General features: G+C 68.4%; 19 protein-coding genes. 14 read left to right on the top strand and 5 right to left on the bottom strand.

What is annotated here, in order from left to right:
* The first annotated feature begins 225 nt into the window (after positions 1–225).
* The 8 genes from mqo to ACFXHE_RS24380 all read left to right on the top strand — a co-directional run bounded on the left by mqo (position 226) and on the right by ACFXHE_RS24380 (position 9324).
* Positions 226–1758: a malate dehydrogenase (quinone) gene (gene mqo, locus ACFXHE_RS24415; RefSeq protein WP_379386537.1), complete on the top strand. Its 1533-nt coding sequence runs from the start codon at positions 226–228 to the stop codon at positions 1756–1758.
* An 18-nt stretch (positions 1759–1776) separates the two neighbouring features.
* Complete coding sequence (locus tag ACFXHE_RS24410) at positions 1777–2226, top strand: GNAT family N-acetyltransferase (protein ID WP_354837578.1); 450 nt, start codon at positions 1777–1779, stop codon at positions 2224–2226.
* 140 nt (positions 2227–2366) lie between these two features.
* A complete protein-coding gene (locus tag ACFXHE_RS24405; RefSeq protein WP_379386535.1) occupies positions 2367–4532 on the top strand; it encodes a magnesium chelatase subunit D family protein in 2166 nt (721 codons plus the stop codon).
* 190 nt (positions 4533–4722) lie between these two features.
* Positions 4723–5343 (top strand): cob(I)yrinic acid a,c-diamide adenosyltransferase, encoded by a 621-nt coding sequence (gene cobO / locus ACFXHE_RS24400; RefSeq protein ID WP_356997889.1) that lies wholly within the window; start codon positions 4723–4725, stop codon positions 5341–5343.
* Entirely contained in the window at positions 5337–6722 is a 1386-nt protein-coding gene (locus ACFXHE_RS24395) for a cobyrinate a,c-diamide synthase (protein ID WP_379386533.1), read from the top strand. Before cobO ends, ACFXHE_RS24395 begins: the two co-directional genes overlap by 7 nt.
* A complete protein-coding gene (locus tag ACFXHE_RS24390) occupies positions 6709–7077 on the top strand; it encodes a cobalamin biosynthesis protein (protein WP_379386531.1) in 369 nt (122 codons plus the stop codon). The genes ACFXHE_RS24395 and ACFXHE_RS24390 overlap by 14 nt, the downstream gene beginning before the upstream one ends.
* A 75-nt stretch (positions 7078–7152) precedes the next feature.
* Positions 7153–8604: a DUF222 domain-containing protein gene (locus tag ACFXHE_RS24385; protein WP_379386529.1), complete on the top strand. Its 1452-nt coding sequence runs from the start codon at positions 7153–7155 to the stop codon at positions 8602–8604.
* A 357-nt stretch (positions 8605–8961) separates the two neighbouring features.
* Positions 8962–9324 carry a hypothetical protein gene (locus ACFXHE_RS24380; protein WP_379386528.1) on the top strand — a complete coding sequence of 121 codons (363 nt, stop codon included), beginning with the start codon at positions 8962–8964 and terminating at the stop codon, positions 9322–9324.
* Positions 9325–9467: 143 nt separating this feature from the next.
* On the opposite strand, the gene ACFXHE_RS24375 is transcribed toward ACFXHE_RS24380, so the two are convergent.
* Together ACFXHE_RS24375 and ACFXHE_RS24370 are read right to left on the bottom strand one after the other, a co-directional pair.
* Positions 9468–10580 carry a hypothetical protein gene (locus ACFXHE_RS24375; protein WP_379386526.1) on the bottom strand — a complete coding sequence of 371 codons (1113 nt, stop codon included), beginning with the start codon at positions 10578–10580 and terminating at the stop codon, positions 9468–9470.
* A 3-nt stretch (positions 10581–10583) separates the two neighbouring features.
* Positions 10584–11720 carry a phosphotransferase family protein gene (locus ACFXHE_RS24370; RefSeq protein WP_379386524.1) on the bottom strand — a complete coding sequence of 379 codons (1137 nt, stop codon included), beginning with the start codon at positions 11718–11720 and terminating at the stop codon, positions 10584–10586.
* 325 nt (positions 11721–12045) lie between these two features.
* On the opposite strand from ACFXHE_RS24370, the gene ACFXHE_RS24365 reads away from it, so the two are divergent.
* On the top strand, positions 12046–13401 hold the full coding sequence (locus tag ACFXHE_RS24365) for a DoxX family protein (RefSeq protein ID WP_379386522.1): 1356 nt from the start codon (positions 12046–12048) through the stop codon (positions 13399–13401).
* Here the strand turns inward: ACFXHE_RS24365 and ACFXHE_RS24360 are convergent.
* Positions 13391–14353: a hypothetical protein gene (locus tag ACFXHE_RS24360; RefSeq protein ID WP_379386520.1), complete on the bottom strand. Its 963-nt coding sequence runs from the start codon at positions 14351–14353 to the stop codon at positions 13391–13393. The genes ACFXHE_RS24365 and ACFXHE_RS24360 overlap by 11 nt on opposite strands.
* Positions 14354–14562: 209 nt before the next feature.
* Here ACFXHE_RS24360 and cobA point away from each other — a divergent pair, with 209 nt between their 5' ends.
* On the top strand, positions 14563–15771 hold the full coding sequence (cobA, locus tag ACFXHE_RS24355) for a uroporphyrinogen-III C-methyltransferase (RefSeq protein ID WP_379386886.1): 1209 nt from the start codon (positions 14563–14565) through the stop codon (positions 15769–15771).
* A 52-nt stretch (positions 15772–15823) separates the two neighbouring features.
* Positions 15824–17308, top strand: coding sequence for an MFS transporter (locus tag ACFXHE_RS24350; RefSeq protein WP_379386518.1), 1485 nt, complete (start codon positions 15824–15826; stop codon positions 17306–17308).
* Here ACFXHE_RS24350 and ACFXHE_RS24345 read toward each other — a convergent pair.
* A complete protein-coding gene (locus ACFXHE_RS24345; protein WP_379386516.1) occupies positions 17305–18294 on the bottom strand; it encodes an SMP-30/gluconolactonase/LRE family protein in 990 nt (329 codons plus the stop codon). The genes ACFXHE_RS24350 and ACFXHE_RS24345 overlap by 4 nt on opposite strands.
* Positions 18295–18350: 56 nt before the next feature.
* Between ACFXHE_RS24345 and ACFXHE_RS24340 the strand changes: the two genes are divergently transcribed.
* Both ACFXHE_RS24340 and ACFXHE_RS24335 read left to right on the top strand, forming a co-directional pair.
* Positions 18351–18926, top strand: a complete 576-nt coding sequence (locus tag ACFXHE_RS24340; RefSeq protein WP_364623986.1) for a TetR family transcriptional regulator — start codon at positions 18351–18353, stop codon at positions 18924–18926.
* Positions 18927–19000: 74 nt separating this feature from the next.
* Positions 19001–19654: a metal-dependent phosphohydrolase gene (locus tag ACFXHE_RS24335; protein WP_379386514.1), complete on the top strand. Its 654-nt coding sequence runs from the start codon at positions 19001–19003 to the stop codon at positions 19652–19654.
* Between the two features lie 15 nt (positions 19655–19669).
* On the opposite strand, the gene ACFXHE_RS24330 is transcribed toward ACFXHE_RS24335, so the two are convergent.
* Positions 19670–20164, bottom strand: coding sequence for an Lrp/AsnC family transcriptional regulator (locus tag ACFXHE_RS24330; protein ID WP_379386513.1), 495 nt, complete (start codon positions 20162–20164; stop codon positions 19670–19672).
* A gap of 104 nt (positions 20165–20268) precedes the next feature.
* Between ACFXHE_RS24330 and ACFXHE_RS24325 the strand changes: the two genes are divergently transcribed.
* On the top strand, positions 20269–21396 hold the full coding sequence (locus ACFXHE_RS24325; protein WP_379386511.1) for a metallophosphoesterase: 1128 nt from the start codon (positions 20269–20271) through the stop codon (positions 21394–21396).
* Position 21397: the final 1 nt, after the last annotated feature.

Raw genomic sequence — 21397 nt, 5'->3', positions numbered from 1 at the left:
CGGGCTGCCAGGTGGTGGTCGACGACGTGGTGGATGACGTTTCGGAGGTCACACGCCCAACATAGACCGCGTACCAACTATGTCCATTTGGGAGGGATCTCTCACATTCGGGGATTTCGAAGCGGGATTCGGGAATGGTCAGGGGCAGAATTGAGTCCAAGTGAACGACGGGTAACCTAACCCCCACCTGGTGACCCAAAAAAGACAAGGAAGTCGATCAACGCCGTGTCGAACGCTGCCACGATTGAAAAGACCGATGTAGTACTCATCGGTGCCGGCATCATGAGTGCCACCCTCGGCGCCTTGCTCCGACAGGTGCAGCCGGACTGGTCGATCACCATCTTCGAGCGCCTGGAAGCCGCGGCCGCCGAGAGCAGCGACCCGTGGAACAACGCCGGTACGGGCCACTCCGCCCTGTGCGAGCTGAACTACACGCCGCAGAACGCCGACGGCTCGGTGGAGATCACCAAGGCCATCGACATCAACGAGCGCTTCCAGGTCTCGCGCCAGTTCTGGTCCTACTCGGTCGAGAACGGCGTGCTGGCCAACCCGTCGAACTTCATCAACCCCATCCCGCACGTGAGCTTCACCCACGGCCCGGACGGCGTGGAGTACCTGCGCAAGCGCCACGAGGCGCTGTCCAAGCACCCGCTGTTCGAGGGCATGGAATTCATCGACGACGCAGCCGAATTCAGCCGTCGTCTGCCCCTGATGGCCAAGGGCCGCGACTTCTCCGACCCGGTAGCCCTGAACTGGACCGAGGCGGGCACCGATATCGACTTCGGTGAGCTGACCAAGGAACTGCTGGCCTACCTGGGCGCGTCGGGTGCCGACATCGCGTTCGGCCACGAGGTGCTGAACCTGACCAAGCAGTCCGACGGCTCCTGGCTGGTCAAGGTCCGCAACCTGCGCAGCCACAAGGTGCGGGTCATCAACGCGAAGTTCGTGTTCGTCGGCGCGGGCGGCGGCGCGCTGCCGCTGCTGCAGAAGTCGGGCATCAAGGAGATCCGCGGCTTCGGCGGCTTCCCGGTGTCGGGCCTGTTCCTGCGCTGCACCAATCCGGGCCTGGTGGCTCAGCACGAGGCCAAGGTATATGGCCAGGCGTCGGTTGGTGCGCCTCCGATGTCGGTGCCGCACTTGGACACTCGCGTCATCAATGGCGAGAAGGGCCTGCTCTTCGGCCCGTACGCCGGCTGGACGCCGAAGTTCCTCAAGGACGGCAAGATGACCGACCTGATCAAGTCGGTGAAGCCGAACAACCTGTTCTCCATGCTCGGTGTCGGTGTCACCGAGATGGGCCTGGTCAACTACCTGGTCGGTGAGCTGCTCACGTCGCAGGCCGGTCGCATCGGCGCCATGGAGGAGTTCATTCCGCGTGCCGACGGCGACGATTGGGAGCTGATCATCGCCGGTCAGCGCGTTCAGGTCATCCGCCGCAAGGGCGCGGGCGGCGTGCTGGAGCTGGGCACCGCGGTCGTCGCTGCCGAGGACGGCACCATCGCCGGTCTGCTCGGCGCGTCCCCCGGCGCGTCCACCTGTGTGAGCGCCATGCTGGATGTCATGAAGAAGTGCTTCCCGCGCGAATTCTCCACGTGGGAGCCGAAACTCAAGGAAATGGTGCCGTCGCTGGGCGTCAAGCTCTCCGAGAACCAGGCCCTGTACCGCGAGGTCTGGGACTGGTCCACCAAGGCTCTGCAGCTGGATTCGGTGGATTCGGACAACACGCCCAAGCCCGTCGGTATCGCTTCTCACGCCTAGATGTGATAGCAAGACGCGATGATGTCAACGGTTGCTCTCAAACGGTCGTGGTCCCAAGACCTGGACACCGCGACGCTGTACAAGCTGTTGAAACTTCGCGTCGAGGTGTTCGTCGTCGAGCAGAAGTGCGCGTACCCGGAACTGGACGGGTTCGACCTGCTGCCGGAAACCCGGCACTTCTGGCTCGACGATGAGGGCGAGGTCATCTGCACCCTGCGCCTCATGGAGGAGCACGACGAGGGCGTGAAGTCCTTCCGCATCGGCCGCCTCTGCACCACCCCCGAGGCGCGCGGCCACGGCTACACCACCCGCCTGCTGCAGGCCGCCCTGGCCGAAGCCGGCTCGGCGACCGTCCGCCTGAACGCCCAGACCTACCTGCTCGACATGTACACCAAGCACGGCTTCAAGCCCGACGGCGAGGAGTACATCGAAGACGGCATTCCGCACATCCCGATGCGCCGCGGCTGACCCCGCACCCACCGAACAACCCCGCGCCCGCTGTGAAACCCACAGCGGGCGCGGCTGTTTCATCCAGTGGCCCAGGTCGGCAGCGCGACCGGGAAGGGGTGCTCGGGGTGGGGGACGGGGGCGCCCTTAGAGTTGGGGTCGTGTCCGTTTCTCCTGTGGCTTACTCCGAGAGTGTTCGTACGGCCCGTGATGAGGCCGGGTTTCCGTTCTCCGCGGTGGTGGGGCAGGAGCGGTTGCAGCTGGCGCTGATCCTGTGCGCGGTGCATCCGGGGATCGGCGGGGTGCTGGTGCGCGGGGAGAAGGGGACCGCGAAATCGACCGTGGTGCGGGCGCTGGCGCAGTTGCTGCCGCCGGTGGTGGACGAGTCCGGGGCGCGGCCCGCACGGTTGGTGGAGTTGCCGGTGGGCGCCACCGAGGACCGGGTGGTCGGGTCGCTGGATCTGGAGCGGGTGCTGCGGGACGGGGAGCAGGCGTTCAAGCCGGGGCTGCTGGCCGCCGCGCATCACGGCGTGCTCTACGTCGACGAGGTGAACCTGCTGCACGACCATCTGGTGGATGTGCTGCTCGACGCGGCCGCCATGGGGCGGGTGCACATCGAGCGCGACGGTGTCTCGCACACGCATCCGGCGCGATTCGTCCTGGTGGGCACCATGAATCCGGAGGAAGGCGAGTTGCGGCCGCAGCTGCTGGACCGGTTCGGGCTCACCGTGGACGTGGTCGCCTCCCGCGATGTGGACGTGCGGATGGCCGTCGTCCGCCGCCGCCTGGACTACGAGGCGGATCCCGGCGCCTTCGCCGGCCGCTATGCCGCCGCGGATCGTGAAGTGGCCGAACGCATTCTGACCGCCCGCGACAAGCTCGCCGACGTCGGTCTCGACAATGTCGAGCTGCGCCGCATCGCCGCCCTGTGCGCGAGCTTCGATGTCGACGGCATGCGCGCCGACCTGGTGGTGGCGCGCACCGCGACCGCCCACGCGGCCTGGCGGGGAGCGACCGCGGTCACCGAGGCCGACGTCCGCGTCGCCGCCGAACTGGCGCTGCCGCACCGCCGGCGCCGCGATCCTTTCGACGAACCCGGCATCAGCGAGGAGCAACTCGACGACGCCATGCGGAACGCGGCCGAGGAAGCGGCCCGCGCCGAGGAGGACGACAGCCTGGGAAAAGGTGAAGCGGTCCCGCCGAACAACGGTGCGGGACCGCAGGATCCGGCGGACGGGACCGATGATTCCGGCCTGAATCCGGAACACGCCAATTCACCTGGCGCCGAACCGGACTCGCGCGATTGCGGCCCCGGGTCGTGCGATGGCTCGGACCCCTTGCCGTGTGACTCCGATACCCCGGGTAGCGGCCCGGATTCGGACCATGGCCTCGAGCCGGACAGCGGCCCGGATTTCCCTGGGGGAGGACAGAATCCACCGGGTGACCCGCGCCCGGACGACGACGATCGGCGTGGCCGGAACGACTCGGCCGGCCGACCCGGCCGTGAGGGCCGCGTCGCCGCCCCCACCGCAACTCTGCCCAAGCCCCCGCGCTGGGAGGTCCCCGGCGTCGGCGAGGGCGCGCCCGGCCGCCGCTCCCGTGCCCGCACCCGCCAGGGCCGCGTCGTGCGCACCACCGACGACACCTCCACCGGCCTGCACCTGCTGGGCACCATCTTCGCCGCGGCCCCGCGCCAGTTCGAGCGCGGCCGTCTGTCGGGCCCGCTCGCCTTCGCCCCCGACGACCTGCGGGGCGCGTATCGCGAAGGACGCGAAGGCAACCTGGTCGTCTTCGTCGTCGACACCTCCGGCTCCATGGCCGCCCGCGACCGCCTCGCCGCCGTCACCAACGCGGTGGTGGCGCTGCTCCGCGACGCCTACCAGCGCCGCGACAAGGTCGCCGTCATCACCATGCGCGGCCAGGACGCGGAGCTGGTCCTCCCGCCCACCACGTCGGTCGACATCGCCGTCCGCCGCCTCGCCGACCTCCGCACCGGCGGCAAAACCCCACTCGCCCAAGGCCTTCTGAGGGCCCGCGACCTCATCCGCCGCGAACGCACCCGGGACCCCCACCGCCGCCCCCTCCTCGTCCTCCTCACCGACGGCCGGGCCACCGGCGGCACCGACCCGCTCCCGCGCGCCCGAACCGCCGCCCGCATGCTCGCCGCCGACGCCGTCACCGCCATGGTCATCGACTGCGAACGCGGCATGATCCGCCTGAACCTCGCCCGCGACATGGCCACCGCCCTCCGCGCCGGCTACCTCCAATTGACCGCCCTCACCGGCGATTCCGTCGCCGGCATCGTCCGCGCCACCCGAGCCGCCTGACCTTCGTTCGCGAAGCCGCACCGTCGCGGTCGGCCGATCCGGATCAGGGCTCGCCGGGGTTCCGGAGCGGCCCGGGCCATGACCACAACCGGTGACCGGTCGTCGTGCTGGACCGGGGCGCGGATCGGCGTGCCGGGTGCGTATGGCACCGTGATTAACCGACGAGTCGGTGTGGAAGGAGCTGGAGACGATGCCGAAGGGTGTGCCGCTGCCGGAGAGCATTCCGGATGACGGGCTGACGACGCGGCAGCGTCGGAATCTGCCTGTGCTCGCGGTGCACACCGGGCCCGGGAAGGGGAAGTCGACGGCGGCGTTCGGGATGGCGCTGCGGGCCTGGAATCAGGGGTTCGATGTCGCGGTGTTCCAGTTCGTGAAGAGCGCGAAGTGGAAGGTGGGCGAGGAGGCCGCGTTCCGGACGCTCGGGAAGCTGCACGACGAGACCGGGGTCGGCGGGGCGGTGGAGTGGCACAAGATGGGGGAGGGCTGGTCGTGGACGCGGAAGCAGGGGTCCGATGAGGATCATGCGGCCGCGGCGCTGGCGGGGTGGCAGGAGATTCGCCGCCGCTTGGAGGCCGAGCAGCATCGGTTCTATGTGCTGGACGAGTTCACCTACCCGCTCAAGTGGGGCTGGGTCGACGTGGACGAGGTCGTCGAGACACTGCGCAACCGGCCGGGCAACCAGCACGTGGTGATCACCGGCCGCGACGCACCCCAGGCGCTGATCGAGGCCGCGGACCTGGTCACCGAGATGACCAAGGTGAAGCACCCGATGGACGCGGGCCGCAAGGGCCAGCGCGGCATCGAATGGTGAACACGCCCGCGGTCGTCATCGCCGCGCCCGCGTCGGGGAGCGGGAAGACAACCGTCGCCACCGGATTGATCGGGGCGCTGCGCGGGGCCGGGCACCGGGTCGCGCCGTTCAAGGTGGGCCCGGACTACATCGACCCGGGATATCACGGGCTGGCGGCCGGACGGCCCGGGCGAAACCTGGATCCGGTGCTGGTCGGGGCGGACCGCGTGGTGCCGCTGTACCGGCACGGGAGTCAGGGCTGCGATCTGGCGGTCGTCGAGGGCGTCATGGGCCTGTTCGACGGGCGCATCGACGAACACTACACCGAACCCGTCGCGGAGGGCTCGACTGCCCAGATCGCCGCCATGCTGGGCGCGCCGGTCGTCCTGGTGGTCGACGCGCGCGGGCACAGCCAGAGCCTGGCGGCTCTGCTGCACGGATTCGCGACCTACGACAGTGGAATCCGGCTCGGCGGAGTGATTCTCAACCGGGTCGGCAGCGAACGCCACGAACAGGTGCTGCGTGCGGCCTGCGCCCGCGTCGGGCTGCCGGTACTGGGTGCACTGCCGCGACTGGCCGAATTGGCGGTGCCGTCACGGCATCTCGGCCTGATTCCGGCGGTGGAGCACGGCTCGGCGGCTCAGGCCGCCGTGGACGCCATGACGGATCTCGTTGCGGCACATATCGATCTCGCGGCGGTGGCCGCCTTGGCCGCGTCGAGCGCGCAGGGGCAGGACTGGGATCCCGCCGCCGAGGTGACGGCGGCGGAATCCGGGCCGGTGGTGGCGATGGCGGGCGGACCGGCCTTCACCTTCGGGTACGCCGAACATCGCGAGCTGCTGGCGGCGGCGGGCGCGCAGGTGCGAGTCTTCGACCCGCTGCGCGACGAATTGCCCTCCGGTGCAGCCGGACTGGTCCTTCCCGGCGGTTTCCCCGAAGAGCACGCCGCCGAACTCGCGGCCAATACGGGCCTGCTCGACGCCATCGCCGAACAGGCCGGCCGCGGCCTCCCGATCCACGCCGAATGCGCGGGCCTTCTCTACCTGACCCGCACCCTCGACGGTCACCGCATGGCCGGGGTCATCGACGCCGAAGCCGAATTCGGCCCGCGCCTCACCCTCGGCTACCGGGATGCGGTGGCGCTCACCGATACTCCGCTCTGGAGCGCGGGCGCACGCGTGCGCGGCCACGAATTCCACCGCACCCGCCTGGTCACCCCCGGATCCGCCGCTGCCGCCTGGGCCTGGCGCACTCCCTCCGGCGAGACCGTCCGCGAGGGCGCGGCAGTGCATCGCGTCCACGCGTCCTACCTACACACCCACCCCGCCGGGAATCCAGCGGCCATCGGCCGTTTCGTCACCACCGCCGCTGATTTCGCCCGCACCCATGCCCCGGCCTGAATTGGCTGTCGGGGTTGGACTACGTCCCGGGACAACCGCCGACGCGATCCTCGCCGCCATTCGAAACGCAGTCGGTGACAGGGTGATTCGCTGCTTGGCGACCGTCGAGCGGCGAGTCGGAGATCTTGGGATCAGAACGGCCGCCGACCGGTTGGGTGTCGAGCTGGTGGGATTCACGCTCACGGAGTTGGAGGCCGTTTCCGTTCCCAATCCGTCGGAGCGGGTTGCGCTTGCCGTGGGGAGCGCGAGCGTTGCTGAGGCGGCTGCTGTGCTGGCCGGCGATGGCGGGAATTTGGTCATCGCCAAAACCGTTTTCGGTGGGGTTGTTATCGCCGCGGCGGAATTCAATTCGTAGTCGAAAATTTGAAAAGCCAAGTAATACAGGACATTTCGGGTTCCCCGGTTGTTGCTGTAGCGGTAAAATCAATGCATGAATTCGACGGGGGTGACACTCGACACGTGCGGCATCGCCGACCTGGCAGCCGCCGTCGAAACCCTGTCGAATTCCGTCCTGCACGGCAACCTGAACCCGTTCTCCGACGGTGATGTCGTGGAGCTGATGCAGCGCCTGGAAACCTGCAAACGTCAACTGTCGGCACTGGATTCACGCCTGATCATCGAAGCCTGCAACCGCTCACTGCCCGAAGGCAGCGGGGCGAAGGATGTGGTGCCGTTCCTGCGGCAGACGTTGGGATTGTCGAGGTACGACGCATCGGTGCGGGTGAAGATCACCCGCCAGTGCGGAGAATTCTTCGAACCCACCGGACACCTGCGCCCAGCTGCCCTCGCTGAAACCGCCGAAGCTTTTGAGGCGGGCGGTATCTCGCGTGATCATGTCCGCAACATCATCGACGTCATGACCCACCTGCCCGCCGACATCCCGGCCGAGGCTCGTACGGAGGCCGAACACATCCTGGTCGGCCATTCCCGCACTGGTTGGCCCGATGACCTGCCCAAGATCGGTCGCGACATCCTCGCCCGTGTCGACCCCGATGGCAAGGTCGTCTCCGACGCCGACCGCCGCCGCAAGCGCGGAATGATGCTGTGCCGCCCCGGCATCGATGGCATGTCCTGGATCGAAGGCTGGATCACCCCCGAACTGCGGGCCCTGCTCGATGTGGTGTTCGCGAAGCTGGCGCGTCCGGGCATGTGCAACCTCGAAGACCCCGAAAGCCCCACCGCCACCGCCGGTGTCATCGATTCGAAGGTCCTCGAGGCCGCCGCCCGCCGCGACCGCCGTGATGCCGGGCAGCGCACCCACGACGCGTTGTTCGCGTTGCTGCAGCCCGGTGTCGACCCCGCCAAGCTGGGTTCGCACCGGGGTTTGCCGGTGCAGGCCATCCTGACCATGAACCTCGCCGACCTCGAGCGTGGGGCCGGGGTCGCGACCACCGCTTCCGGTGGCCACGTGAGCATCAACGAGGCCCTGAAGATGGCCGAGGGTACCCGGCCGGTGCTGGCGGTCCTCGACGCCGACGGGTTGCCGCTGTACCTGGGTCGCTGCGAACGCCTGGCCACCCCCGCCCAGCGGTTGGCCCTTATCGCCCGCGACAAGGGCTGTACCCGCCCCGGATGCGATGCGCCAGCGTCGATGTGCGCGGTGCACCACATCACCGACTGGGCCAAGGGCGGCCCCACGGATCTGACCAATCTGACCTTGGTGTGCGATCACTGCCATGCGCTGGTCAATGACAGTGCCGAGGGTTGGAGAACCGTTGTCATGGGCAAGGATTCCCCGTATCGGGGACGTACCGGTTGGATTGCCCCGAAACGTCTTGACCCGACCGGCACGGCGCGGGTGAACGATCGGCATCACGTGGGGCAGTGGGTTGCCGCTGCCATTGATTCCAGTTGCCTGAGGTGGGGTCCACGGGCCGCGTGATTCCCGCATTCCCGCCAACGCGCGAGCCCACGAAGCTGGTGACCCCATTTCGGGCCGCACAGATCAATCCAGCCCGCCAGCCCCCTGTCCTCACCACACTGCCGCCCGCCGGAAGGTCGATCCCCGCCTTCACTACCGATCCGCAGTGTCCCCCAACGGGCGCAAGCCATCACGTGGCGACCCCAACCCCCGTGATCTGAAGGAATACCTCCTGCAGCAACCCCACATGCGACTTCAAAGGTGAGGGGGCTGGTAGGTGCAGGCGCCGACGTGAGCTCGGCCTCCCCCTCCCTTCTCCAGGCATCTTTTGTCCTTTGGTCTTTTGTCTTTTGCGTTTTGTTCTTTATCTTTTGCCTTGTGGCGTATCCCACCCTCGTACCCGACGGCTGGCGCAGTTTCCTGATGTGGTGGCGTTTCTGGGGCACCGTCGGCTTCTGCGTCACAGGCTTCCTGTCCTTCCTCATCATCAGAAACCTGGACGGCATCCCAGAGTTCTGCGGCTGGCGGCACCCTTGCCCACCTCGGATCATCCTGGGCCTGGGCGCGTTCCCTCTGTACACCTGGGCAGCCGGTGGAGCCGTCTCCTGGCAACTGGGTCGCATAGCCCTACGCCATGGCTGGCGTCCCACCTGGGGAATCGCGATCGGTGCCCTGATCTTCATCGCAGGCTTGATACTCAGCCTCTACATGGTCGTCAATTACTGGTGGCCCTCCACCTGACCACTTCCTCATCCGGGCCGTGGCGTCCGCGATCAGTGAATTCCGCAGTAGGACACCGGAATTGCCGACATGTGACGTTACTCTCACACGCCGCAGCCCCTGCCGGGTGGTTGGTTGCCGGCGAGGGCTGCGGCTGTGCGCGATCAGGGTGCGACAGCGCCCCAATCGGCGAATCCGGTCGGATCATGGCGACCCATGGTGCCGTGCTCGAACAGTCCCCAGCCCTCGGCGTCGCCGCAGCGCGCCTTGCCGACATGGTCGATGACGCCGAACGGAATGCGCCCGGCAATGGCCGGGTCGGTCAGGTCGTAGAGCTTGCTCTCGGACCAGTCGCGGCCCTTCCATTGGCCGTGCTGCCAATCGGGGTCGCCGCCGTAGCCGCAACCGACATTGAGGGCCATGAAGGTTCCGGCTTCGACCTCGACCTCGAGCGGCTTGCCGTCGGGCGTGGTGAGATCCAGGCGCACCCGCGTCGGGATGCGCGTGCCGGACTTGTACGTCAGATGCACACGGGGCCAGCCCAGTTGCTCGACTCGCCCGTCCTTCCAGATCCGGGTGGCGTCGTTGAGCGTGCGGAAGCCGTTGGGCTCCTCCTGCACGATGACGATGATGGAGAACTCGTCGAACAGCAGCGGCACGTACAGCCACCAGAAGCCTTCGGACGGTTCGGACCCCAACCGGCCGGGGTGATCGGATTCGCCGACCGGGCGGATCCCCCAGGAGCGGTCGCGGGTGCCGCACCATGCGGACGGGTCCACGCTGATATCGGCGCCGTCGACATGCAGTGTGCCCGACCAGGTTCCGACCTGCGCGAAGCGCTGCGCGTCGATGATGGGCCGGTGCACGCCGGTGAGGATGGTGTGCGGCTGTTCGGCCATGGCCGGGAAGGAACCCTCCCAGGTCAGGTCGAAGGACAGGTCCTCGTGTTCGCAGAGCACACGGATCTTCTGCAGCGGTTCGGCGATCTCGATCCGGTAGCCGCCGACCTTGGGCTCGAGGCTGCGCTCGGCCAGGGCGTCGGAGAACCGCACGGCCCGCTGGGTGTCGCCGCGGCGCACGGTCGCGAACGCGTCGGTCACGCCCAGGTTCGGATACACGCCGAAACCGGTGACCAGGAAGGTGTCACTGCCGGTGTCGAGCGCGTTGAAGTAGTTGCGGTCGTAGAAGTTTCGATCACTGGTCCCGACCCGCGACATGGACAGCGGGGTCTGGTGGATCGGATATTCGTCGAGCGAGTTGATCTGATTCTGCGTCATCTCTCAATCCCACGAGTAGGTGCCGTCGAGCATGGCTTCCAGCAGATGCCGGTGCATCACGTAGTCGTCGCGATCGTCGTTGTCGGCCGCCTCACCGAAGTGGATCATCCGCCGCCGGATGCGGGCCATCACGATGCCGTGCCGCAGCGCGGCGTACATGAGGTACCAGTCCAGGTCGCGCACGGCGTGCCCGCTGGCCTCCTCGTAGAGCTTCTCCACATCGGCGCGCCGCATGTAGTCGGCCAGGCCCGGCTGGTCGAACCGCGTGGCGATGTCCTGGAAGAACCGGTGGATGAGAATCGTCCAGGCCACGTCGAGTTCCCGCGGGCCGATGGCGGCCATCTCCCAGTCCAATACCGCGACCGGATCGAACTCGTCGAACATGACATTGCCCGGCCGGGCGTCGCCCCAGCTCAGCACGTCCGGTGCGGTATCGGTGGGGAAGTTCTCCTCGAGCCAGTCGAAGGTGCGCTCCAGCAGCGGGATGCGGAAGCCGTCGCGCGCGAGCGCCCAGTCGTACCACGCCCGCTGGGCCTCGAAGTGCCGCCGCAGCGCCGAGCCCTCGCCCGCCAGCATCGGAAACCGCTGGGCCGGATCGGGAATCGAGTGCACCGCGGCGATGATCTCGATGGTCCGGCAGGTCACCTGATAGCGCTGCTCCGGGGTGGCCTCGTGCAGCCAGCCGATGAATACGTACGGCGGATTGTCCTCGGGCACACGGCCGTTCACGCGGCGCATGACGAAGAACGGTGCGCCGAGCACATTGTCGGAACCGGTTTCCAGCCAGCACAGCGGGGGCACCGGCAGGTCGGTGGCCTCGGCGACACCGGCCATGACCGCGAACTGCGTTGCCAGGTCGTAGTTCTCGAACACCGGGAAGGAGCTCTGATCGGGCGCGAGCCGCGCCACGAAGGACCCGCCGGCCGCCTGCCCCTGCTCGGTCCACTCGGCGTCGAAGAGCAGCGTGGTGCTGGACATGCCGCCGGCCTGCGGCCGGGTGATCGAGGTGACCTGCGGCGGCTCGTCGGCCTCGACCTTGGTCCCGAGCCACTGCGCGAGTTCGGTCGCGAGTTCATCGAGGTTCTGGTCGGAGACCGTGAGTTCCATCCGCTGGTTGGGATCGGCGTGGGCCGAAGTCATGGGGTCCTCCCTGCGCGGGTGTAGCGGAGTGTGCCTGCGGGCTACCGGATGCGGCCGAGTCGCCGCTGTGGTAAGTCCGGTCGGCACGTTGGATGAAATGTAACGCGTTCTAAATAGCTCCGGTAGGGGATCGGCGAGACCCGTTTCACCAGTACCGGTGACCGGGATGTGGCTTTGTCGCCACGTCGTGGTCGTGCTGACACGTACGCCTCGAGAAGTAGTTCCTATCAGGCATATTCCGGGTCGGCTCAGGGTGAATCCGGAAGCGTGCGGGCCGCCGGACCGCCTACCGTCGAAGCTTCCGAATGGAAGTGAGGGACGGGGCATGAGCGTGCAGACAATCGACATCGCGACCGATCGGGAGCGGAGGGACACCGAACCCGCACGGTCCTGGAATCCGATCGGACGCATTCTCTTCCGCTTCGGATTCCTGTACTTCGGGCTCTTCTGCGTCTTCTACCCGCAAATGCTGATCGACTTCGCGGGACCGCTGCAACGCTGGCTCCCGGACGACTGGCCCCGCCTCTGGATGAGTGTGTCCCTGCCCGTGGTGAAGTGGACGGGCCACACCGTCTTCGGGACCGATGTGGCGCTGCACGAAACGGGCAGCGGTGATCAGGCGGTCTTCTGGATCCTGGTGTTCTGCCTGCTCGTGATCGCGGCGGCCGGGACCGTGCTCTGGACGATGCTGGACCGCGCCCGGACCGAGTACCACCGCCTGTCCGCGTGGTTCCTGTTCTTCATCCGGTTGTGCCTGGCCGGTCAGATGCTCGGATACGGGTTCGCCAAGGCGATTCCGACGCAGATGCCCGAGCCCGCGCTCACCACGCTGCTGACCTCGTACGGCGACTTCGCGCCCATGGGTGTGCTGTGGAGTCAGGTCGGCGTGTCACCGGTGTACGAAACCCTGCTCGGGACCGCCGAGGTGCTGGGCGGTGTGCTGCTGCTGGTGCCGCGCACCCGGTTGGCGGGTGTGCTGCTGAGCCTGGTGAGCATGGCGCAGGTGTGGGTGCTGAACATGACCTTCGATGTGCCGGTGAAGCTGCTGTCGTTCCATCTGATGCTGCTCTGCCTGGTCCTGCTGGTGCCCGAGGCCCCGCGGCTCACCGCGCTGCTGACCGGCCGGGCCGCCGGTCCGGCCGCCACACCAGAGCCGTTCCGCACGCGCCGGACGCTGCGCTGGGCGGCCGCCGCGCAGGTGCTGCTGATCGTGTGGTTGTCGGCGGGCTACGTCTGGATCGGGGCGGACAACTGGCACGAATACGGCGGTGGCAGCCCGAAATCCGAGCTGTACGGCATCTGGATGGTCACCGAATTCACCCGCGACGGCCAGCCGGTGCCGCCGTTGCTGACCGATGAGAGCCGCTGGCGGCGACTGGTTTTCGACCAGCCCAAGATGGCCGTCGTGCAGCGCATGGACGATGAGTTGATGCCGCTGGGCGCGCAGATCGACACCGGCGCACACCGATTGGTGCTCCGCGGCGCGCAGGCGACCACGGACCTGGCGGATCTCGGCTACGAGCAACCGACGCCGAACCGGCTGGTGCTCGACGGCCGGCTGGACGGCCACCCGGTCACCATCACGCTCGATCAGGTCGATCTCGGCCAGCTGCCGCTCCGGAAGGGCCGTGGCCTGCACCTGATTCAGGAAGACGCGAACTTCGGCAAGGTCATGGGGTAGTGATGTCGCTGATCTGGTTGGTCCACAGTGGATTCGGGGCGAGGAATTCGCCGGATCCGGCCGCGAACGCCCGCTGGGCGTCGGCCCTGCCGAGCAGCCGGGCGGCCAGCCAGGCGGTGGGATAGCCGAGGTAACCGGAGACGCCGGAGGTGCACGGCCAGGAGGCGTCGGCGCAATCCGGTTGGCCCTGAACATCATTGTGATTCGGGCCGACCAGGGTGCCCCACGCCTTCTGGACGCCGGCGGGCACCGCGTCGTAGAAGGCCCGCAGTGATTGCAGGCCGACGGCCGTTGGCGGCAAGGTCTGCTCGGACGGCGAGATGACGGTGTCGGCCGAACCGTTCACGAAGAAGACCGAACCGCCGGCCAGTCCATGGGTATCGGGGCACCAGCCCAGGAAGCACGACAGCTGGATGGGCAGCTCGATCGGCACCGCGGTCTTGATCCGGCCGCCCGAATGCATCATGGCGTTGAGGGCGCCCGTCGCCCCCTGCGAATGCCCCACCGCGCCAATCGCATCCGGGTCGAGCCGGTCGTGGAAGACGCTGCCCGGGTCCGTGGCCAGGGACAACAGCCGGTCGACCGCCCCCGCGATGTCGATCCCCGACCCGGTGGCCGAGCTCTCGGTGGCGATCACCACGAACCCCCAGGACGCGAAATGCCGCAGCAGATACGCGTATTGGTTCGGATGCGCGTTGGTCCCGTCACCCCAGGTGATGATCGGATGCCGGAACCCGTTGGCCCCCAGCTCGGTCGGATACCAGATGTCGTAGGCGGCCCCGGTGGAGTCGCAACAGGTGAAGGCGCGCTGTTCGGTCACCGCCCAGGACCCCGGCTGCGCATAGACGGCCTCCACCGGAGGATCGGCGTGACTGATTCCGAAGGGAATGCCGAGCACCACCAGTGCGGCGAGCAGGCAACAGCGAACAAGCACGGTGGCACTGCGTGTCATAGCTATTGAGCATAGAAATGACCGGCGCGTTGGATGCGCAAGATGACCGCGACCGTTGTGAACTCTGTATCGATTGCCACCCGGATGCCGGGCGATTGTCGTGCGCCCCCGCTCACGCCGTACCCTGAATCCTTGTGCAGAACCCCGCAGCCACCCCCGATGACCAGCCGGTTCCCGAGTCCCGGGTCGACACCGGCGATCCGAACTACCTGGTCGGCCTCGATCTGAACGGTCGTCGCGTGGTCGTGGTCGGCGGCGGCACGGTGGCGCAGCGGCGGCTCGGGCTGCTCATCGCCTCCGGCGCGGATGTGCACGTGATCAGCCGTGAGGCCACGCCCGCGGTCGAGGGCATGGCCACCTCGGGACAGCTGACCCTGGAGTTGCGTGCCTACGCCGACGGCGATCTCGACGGCGCCTGGTACGTCATGGCCTGCACCGACGAGCCCGAGACCAATGCGGCCGTGGTCGCGGAGGCCACCCGCCGCCGCATTTTCTGCGTCCGCGCCGACACCGCGCGGCTGGGCACCGCGGTCACTCCGGCCACCGCGCGCTACGACGGCATGACGATGGGCGTACTGGCCGGCGGACAGCACCGCCGCTCGGCCGCGGTGCGCAACGCGCTGCTGGAAGCCCTGCAATCCGGTGTGGTGACCGATGATTCGGCCCCCGTGACCCCGGGCGTGGCGCTGGTCGGCGGCGGCCCCGGCGATCCGGATCTCATCACCGTGCGCGGCCGTCGCCTGCTGGCCCGCGCGAATCTCGTTGTCGCCGACCGGCTTGCGCCGCCGGAGCTGCTGGCCGAGCTCGGGCCGGAGGTGGAGGTCATCGACGCGGCCAAGATTCCCTACGGCCGGGCCATGGCGCAGGAGGCCATCAATGCCGCGCTCATCGAGGGCGCGAAGGCGGGCAAGTTCGTGGTGCGGCTCAAGGGCGGCGACAACTATGTCTTCGGGCGCGGCTACGAGGAACTCGAAGCCTGCGTCGACGCCGGTATCCCGGTGACCGTGGTTCCCGGTGTCACCAGCGCGATTTCGGTGCCCGCCCTGGCCGGTATCCCGGTCACCCACCGCGGTGTCACGCACGAGTTCGTGGTCGTCAGCGGCCATGTCGCCCCCGACCACCCGGATTCGCTGGTCGACTGGCCCGCGCTGGCCCGGCTGCGCGGCACCATCGTGCTGCTGATGGCAGTCGAGCGGATCGAGAAGTTCGCCGACGCGCTGATCTCCGGTGGCCGTGCCGCCGACACCCCGGTCACCGTCATCCAGGAGGGCAGCCTGCGCACCCAGCGCATCCTGCGCGCCGACCTGGCCACCGTCGCCGAGCGGGTGCGCACCGAGGGCATTCGCCCGCCGGCCATCATCGTCATCGGCCCGACCGCGGGCTTCACGGCGGGTGCGCCGGACCAGGACAACTCCTGACGTCGCGTAATGAGTTCGGTTCGCCGGATAGTGCATCCATTACAGTGGGCGGGTGCTCGATAACCCCGCTGCGACGATGCAGTATCCGGTGACCAAGCGGGCGTTCGGGCTCGCAATTCTCGTCCTCAGCGGGCTTCAGCTGATGGTCGTGCTGGACGGCACCGTCATGATCCTGGCGCTGCCGCGACTACAGGAACAGCTCGGCCTGTCCAGCGCGGGCAGTGCGTGGACGGTCACGGCCTATGGTCTTCCGTTCGCGGGCCTCATGCTCCTGGGCGGGCGTCTCGGCGACTCGTTCGGCCGCAAGCGGATGCTGATTCTCGGCGTCGCGCTGTTCACCGTCGCCTCGGCGCTGTGCGGCACCGCGCAGAACGAAGCCTGGCTGATCGCGGCCCGCGCGCTGCAGGGCACGGGCGCGGCCATTGCCGCGCCGACCGCCTTCGCGCTGGTGGCGAGCACCTACGCGCCCGGCCCGGCCCGCAATCAGGCGGTCGCCATCTTCGGATCCATGGTCGGTGTCGGCTCGGTCGGTGGTCTGGTCATCGGCGGCGCGCTGACCCAGGTCGACTGGCGCTGGATCTTCTGGATCAATGTGCCGATCGGCCTTCTCATCGTCTGGGGCGCGATCTACCAGCTGCGCGACACCGCGCACCACCGCATGTCCATGGATGTGCGCGGCGCCATCCTGGGCACGCTGGCCTGTGTGTCGGTCGTCTTCGGCGCAACCGAGGGGCCCGAAATGGGTTGGGGCTCTCCGGTCATCCTCGGCACGCTGATCGGCGGCTTCGTCCTGCTGATCGTGTTCATCTTCGCCGAGCGTGATGTGGACAACCCGCTGCTGCCGTGGTCGCTGTTCAAGAGCCGCGACCGCGTGATCACCTTCGCCGCCATCTTCCTGACCTCCGGCGTGCTCGGCGCGACCACCTTCTTCGTCGCGCAGTTCCTGCAGAACGTGCTGCGCTACAGCCCGCTGCAGGCCGGTCTGGCCAGCATTCCGTTCACCCTCGGCGCGGGCGTCGGTACCGCGGTGGCGTCCAAGGCGTGCATGTATGTCCGGGCGCGCTGGCTGCTGCTGGCGGCCGCCCTCGTGCTGGCGGGCGCGCTGTATTTCGGTTCGACACTGGACAGTTCGGCCGACTATTTCCCCACGCTGCTGGTCATGATGTCGATCGTCGGCTTCACCGTGGGCACCGCCATCGTGATCCTGCCGCTGTGCGTGCTGGTCGGCGTGGACATGGCCCACATCGGCCCGCTGTCGGCGGTCGGGCAGATGTTCATGAACATGGGCACGCCGTTCGCGGTCGGCGTGCTTAGCCCGGTCGCCCTGTCGCGCACCCTGGCGCTCGGCGGCAAATCGGGCAAGGTAAGCGAGATGTCGCCGAGTCAGATCGATGCGCTGGGCAGCGGGTACACCCTCGTCCTGCTGGTGTGCGCCATCGGCACCGCGGTCATGGGCCTGCTGGCGCTGACGCTGCGGTACACGCCCGGGCAGCTGGCCCAGGCGCAGCACGCGCAGGACGAGGCTCAGAAGAGCTAGGGCACCGCGGTGACCGCGATCGCCGATTCGGTCAGGCTGCCGAGGTAGATCGCGCCGTCCTGTTCGGCGACCCCGGTGACCATGGCGTAGTCGGTGCCCTCGCGCTGCAGGTCGTGGACGAGATTCCCGTCGAAGTCGAAGGCCTGCACCCACACCGTGCGGGCCGGTTTCGGTTGCAGCGCTTCGGGAATCGCCCACACCAGCCGGCGCAGCACGCCGGGCAGCGGAAGTAGCATGTCCAGCAGCGGATTTCGCGGCGACACCAGCGCCACCCAGGCCAGCCCGTCACTGCCGAGGCCCATATTGTCGGGGAAGGCGGGCAGGTTCTCGGCGAAGTAGTCGTGGGTGCCCGCCTTCGGCCCGGTCAGCCAGTAGCGGGTGATGCTGTAGCCGCCGGTCTCGGCGACCAGCAGGCACGAGCGGTCCGGGGCGAGCACGATGCCGTTCGCGAATTTCAGCCCGTCGACCAGGGTTTCGACGCCGCCGTCGGGATTGCGGCGCAGCAGCCGCCCGGTCTCGGAGTGCTCGAGCATGTCGCCCATGTATTCGCCGAGCGACCAGTGCCGGGTGGATTCGGAGAAGTAGACGGTGTCGCCGTCGGCGACCACATTGCTGGTGAAGTTCAGCGGCACGCCGTCGACCTCGGACACCAGCACCTCGACCTGCCCGCCCGGCTTGTCCAGCCGCAGCAGCCCACGGTTGGCATCGCAGATCAGCAGCGAGCCATCGGGGTTCGCGTGCAGTCCCAGCGGCCGTCCGCCGGTGTGCCCGATCCGCTCGACCGTGCCGTCGGCCGGGTCGACCGCCACCAGGGTGCCGTCCGCGAGTCCCGCGACGACTCTGCCGTCGGGGGCGATGACCACATCCTCGGGCCCGTCGCCGGGCACCTCGAGCCGCCGCACGGGCGGCATGGGTGGCGCACTGTGGTTTTCGTGGGCGCGGGCCGTCGCCTTGGGCGGCGTCCAGCGCTTGGGCTGCATGGACATGGCTCACTGTAACCCGGCCCTTGGTCGTCAACAGTTGTTGGCCTACACTTGTGGGCATGACTGTGGAGACGGGGCCGCGGCGGTCGGATGCCACCCGCGCGGCGATTCTGGAGGCGGCGCGCCGCCGCTTCGCCGAGGACGGCTACCGGAAGGCGACCATCCGGGCGATCGCGGCCGACGCCGGGATCGACCCGTCGATGGTGATGCGCTATTACGGCAACAAGGACGGATTGTTCGACGCCGCACTGGATGTCGACCTGGAGCTGCCGGATCTCGGTGCGGCCGCACCGGATTCGCTGGGCGCACTGCTCGCGGCGCGTTTCCTGGAGCTGTGGGAGCAGCCGCCGACCAGCGAGATCCTGCTCACCCTCATCCGTTCGTCGCTGACCGACGAGGACGTGGTGGAACGCACCCGGCGCATCTTCGCCCAGCAGCTCATGCCGGCCGTGCTCCGTTTCGGCGATCCGGCCGACGCACCGCATCGCGCGGGTCTGATCGCCACCCAGATCCTGGGACTCGCCCTGTGCCGCTACGTCTTACGGCTGCCGCCGGTGGTGGCGCTGAGCTCGGAGCAGATCGTCGCCGACATCGGGCCCACCATTCAGCGCTACCTCACGCTCGGGAACGCTTGACCTTATGAGCCAGTGGTGAAAACCACGCTGCCGGAGGGGTTTTCTCCGGACCGAAGATTGGGCACACTGCCCGGATGGGGATGAGTCTGGACGCGGATCTGCTGGACCGCTGGACGAAATTGGCCGGGCCGCAGGCGCGCGCGGTGGGGGAGGACCTGGTCCGCCGTTACCGTGAGCCGCACCGCCGCTATCACACCGTCGAGCACCTGGCCGCCATGCTGGCGGTCATCGACGATCTGGCCGCCGACGCGGAGGATCTGGACGCGGTGCGCTACGCCGCCTTCTTCCACGACGCGGTCTACGCCGTCGACGGCACCGACAACGAGGAGGCCAGCGCCCGCCTGGCCGAAACCGCCCTGCCCGCACTGGGAGTCGGCGCGGACACGGTGGCGGAGGCCGCGCGGCTGGTCCGGCTGACCGGCGGCCACCATCCGGACCCGTCGGACCGCAACGGCGCGGTGCTCTGTGATGCCGATCTGGCGATCCTCGCGGCCGATGCGACCGCCTACGCCGCCTACACCGCCGCCGTCCGCGCCGAGTACGCCCACGTTCCCGACCCGCTCTTCCGCTCGGGCCGGGCGGCCGTGCTGGCGGCGCTCGCTGGGCAGCCAGCCCTCTTCCGCACGCCCACCGCCCGGGCCCGCTACGAGTCCGCGGCCCGCGCCAACCTCGCGGCCGAACTCGCCACGCTCACCGCGGAGCCGGCGGGCGAACCCGGGGCCGAGTGAGGGTTCGCGCCCCGATCAGCGGGTGCCGTACTTGTAGGTCTGCTTCCGCAGCTTGAGGTACACCATGATCTCGGCGTGTCGGACCCCGGCCAGCCCGCGAATCCGGTTGGACACCAGGTCGAGCAGGGCTTCGTCGTCCGGGCACACGGCCTCGCAGAGGATGTCGTAGCGGCCGGCGCACACCACCACATAGTTGATTTCCTCGATGGCAGCCAAGATGTCGGCCACCTGCTGCACCGGCCCGTCGACGGTGATGGCGATCATGGCCTGCCGGAAGAGACCGACCTGCAGGGGATCGGTGACCGCGACGATCTGGATCACCCCGGCATCGGCCAGCTTCTGCACGCGCTGGCGGACGGCGGCCTCGGAGAGTCCGACGGCCTTGCCGATGGTGGCGTACGCGCGTCGCCCGTCCTCCTGGAGCTGGTCGATGATCCGCTTGGAGATGTCGTCGAGGATCGGAGCTCCCCGGCCGGAGTTCTGGTCGATCACGAGATCATCCTTCCTCATCGCGGCTGGTCGGGCGAACGCCCGACCAGCGGTCGCGAGCGCGCGGGTATGTTGGGATCGGTCGCCGGGTCCGGCGGTTTTCGGTCCGACAAGGATGATCTCCCGTGAAGTACGTTCCGCGCGCGGTTCTGTTCCTCGGCATTCCCGCGCTCCTGTTCGCCCTCCCCTGGTGGCTGCTGGTCTACACGACGATGTCCGGGACATGGTTCTGGCTCGGGTCGGCGGTGTTCCTGCTCGGCTATCTGGCGCTGCCCGCGGGCATGCTGCTCGGGCACGGCCCGCGGCAGTCCGACGCGGCGTCGCTGGTGGGCGACACCATGCTGGGTGTCATGTGGGTGGTGTTCACCTGGTCGGTGATCGGCGCCGCGGTCCGGGGTGTGCTGGCGGTCGCGGGGGTGGACGATCCGGTGCGCTCGCGCGTGGTGGCCGTCGGGGTGCTGGCGGTGTCGGTCGTGCTGTCCGCCTGGGCGATCTACGAGGCGCGCCGGGTGCCGCGCGTTCGCACGGTCGAGGTCGAGATCCCCGGTCTCGGTGCGGGTTTGGACGGTCTCCGGCTGGTGGTCGTCACCGACACCCACTACGCCGCGACCGATCGGTTGCGCTGGTCGGAGCGGGTGGTCGAGGAGGTCAACGCGCTGCATCCCGATATCGCCTGTCACGCGGGCGATCTCGCCGACGGCTCGGTGGAGAAGCGGAGGGCGCAGGTCGATCCGCTGGGCAAGGTCGAGGCCGAGTACGGCCGCTTCTACATCACCGGCAATCACGAATACTTCGGCGACGCACCGGGCTGGATCGACCACATGTCCGGCCTGGGCTGGCAGCCGCTGCGCAACCAGCACGAGGTCATCACCCGCGATGGCGACAGCCTTGTGCTGGCGGGCATCGACGACCCCACCGGTAGCGGCCTGCCCGGCCACGGCCCCGATATCACCGCGGCCCTGGCCGGCGCTGATCCGGCGCTGCCGGTGGTCCTGCTGGCCCACCAGCCCAAACAGGTCACCGATGCGGTGTCGGCCGGTGTGGCCCTGCAGATTTCGGGCCACACCCACGGCGGGCAGATCTGGCCCTTCCGGTACCTGGTCCGCCTGGACCAGCCCGTGGTGGCCGGGCTCAGCCGCCACGGCGAGCGCACCCAGCTCTACACCAGCCGGGGCACCGGCTTCTGGGGTCCGCAGCTGCGCCTGTTCGCGCCGAGCGAGATCACGGTGCTGATCCTGCGCCGGCCCAACTGAT

It is taken from the genome of Nocardia sp. NPDC059229 (assembly GCF_042754165.1).
Classification (GTDB): domain Bacteria; phylum Actinomycetota; class Actinomycetes; order Mycobacteriales; family Mycobacteriaceae; genus Nocardia.
This window is presented reverse-complemented; position numbering and strand designations above follow the sequence as displayed.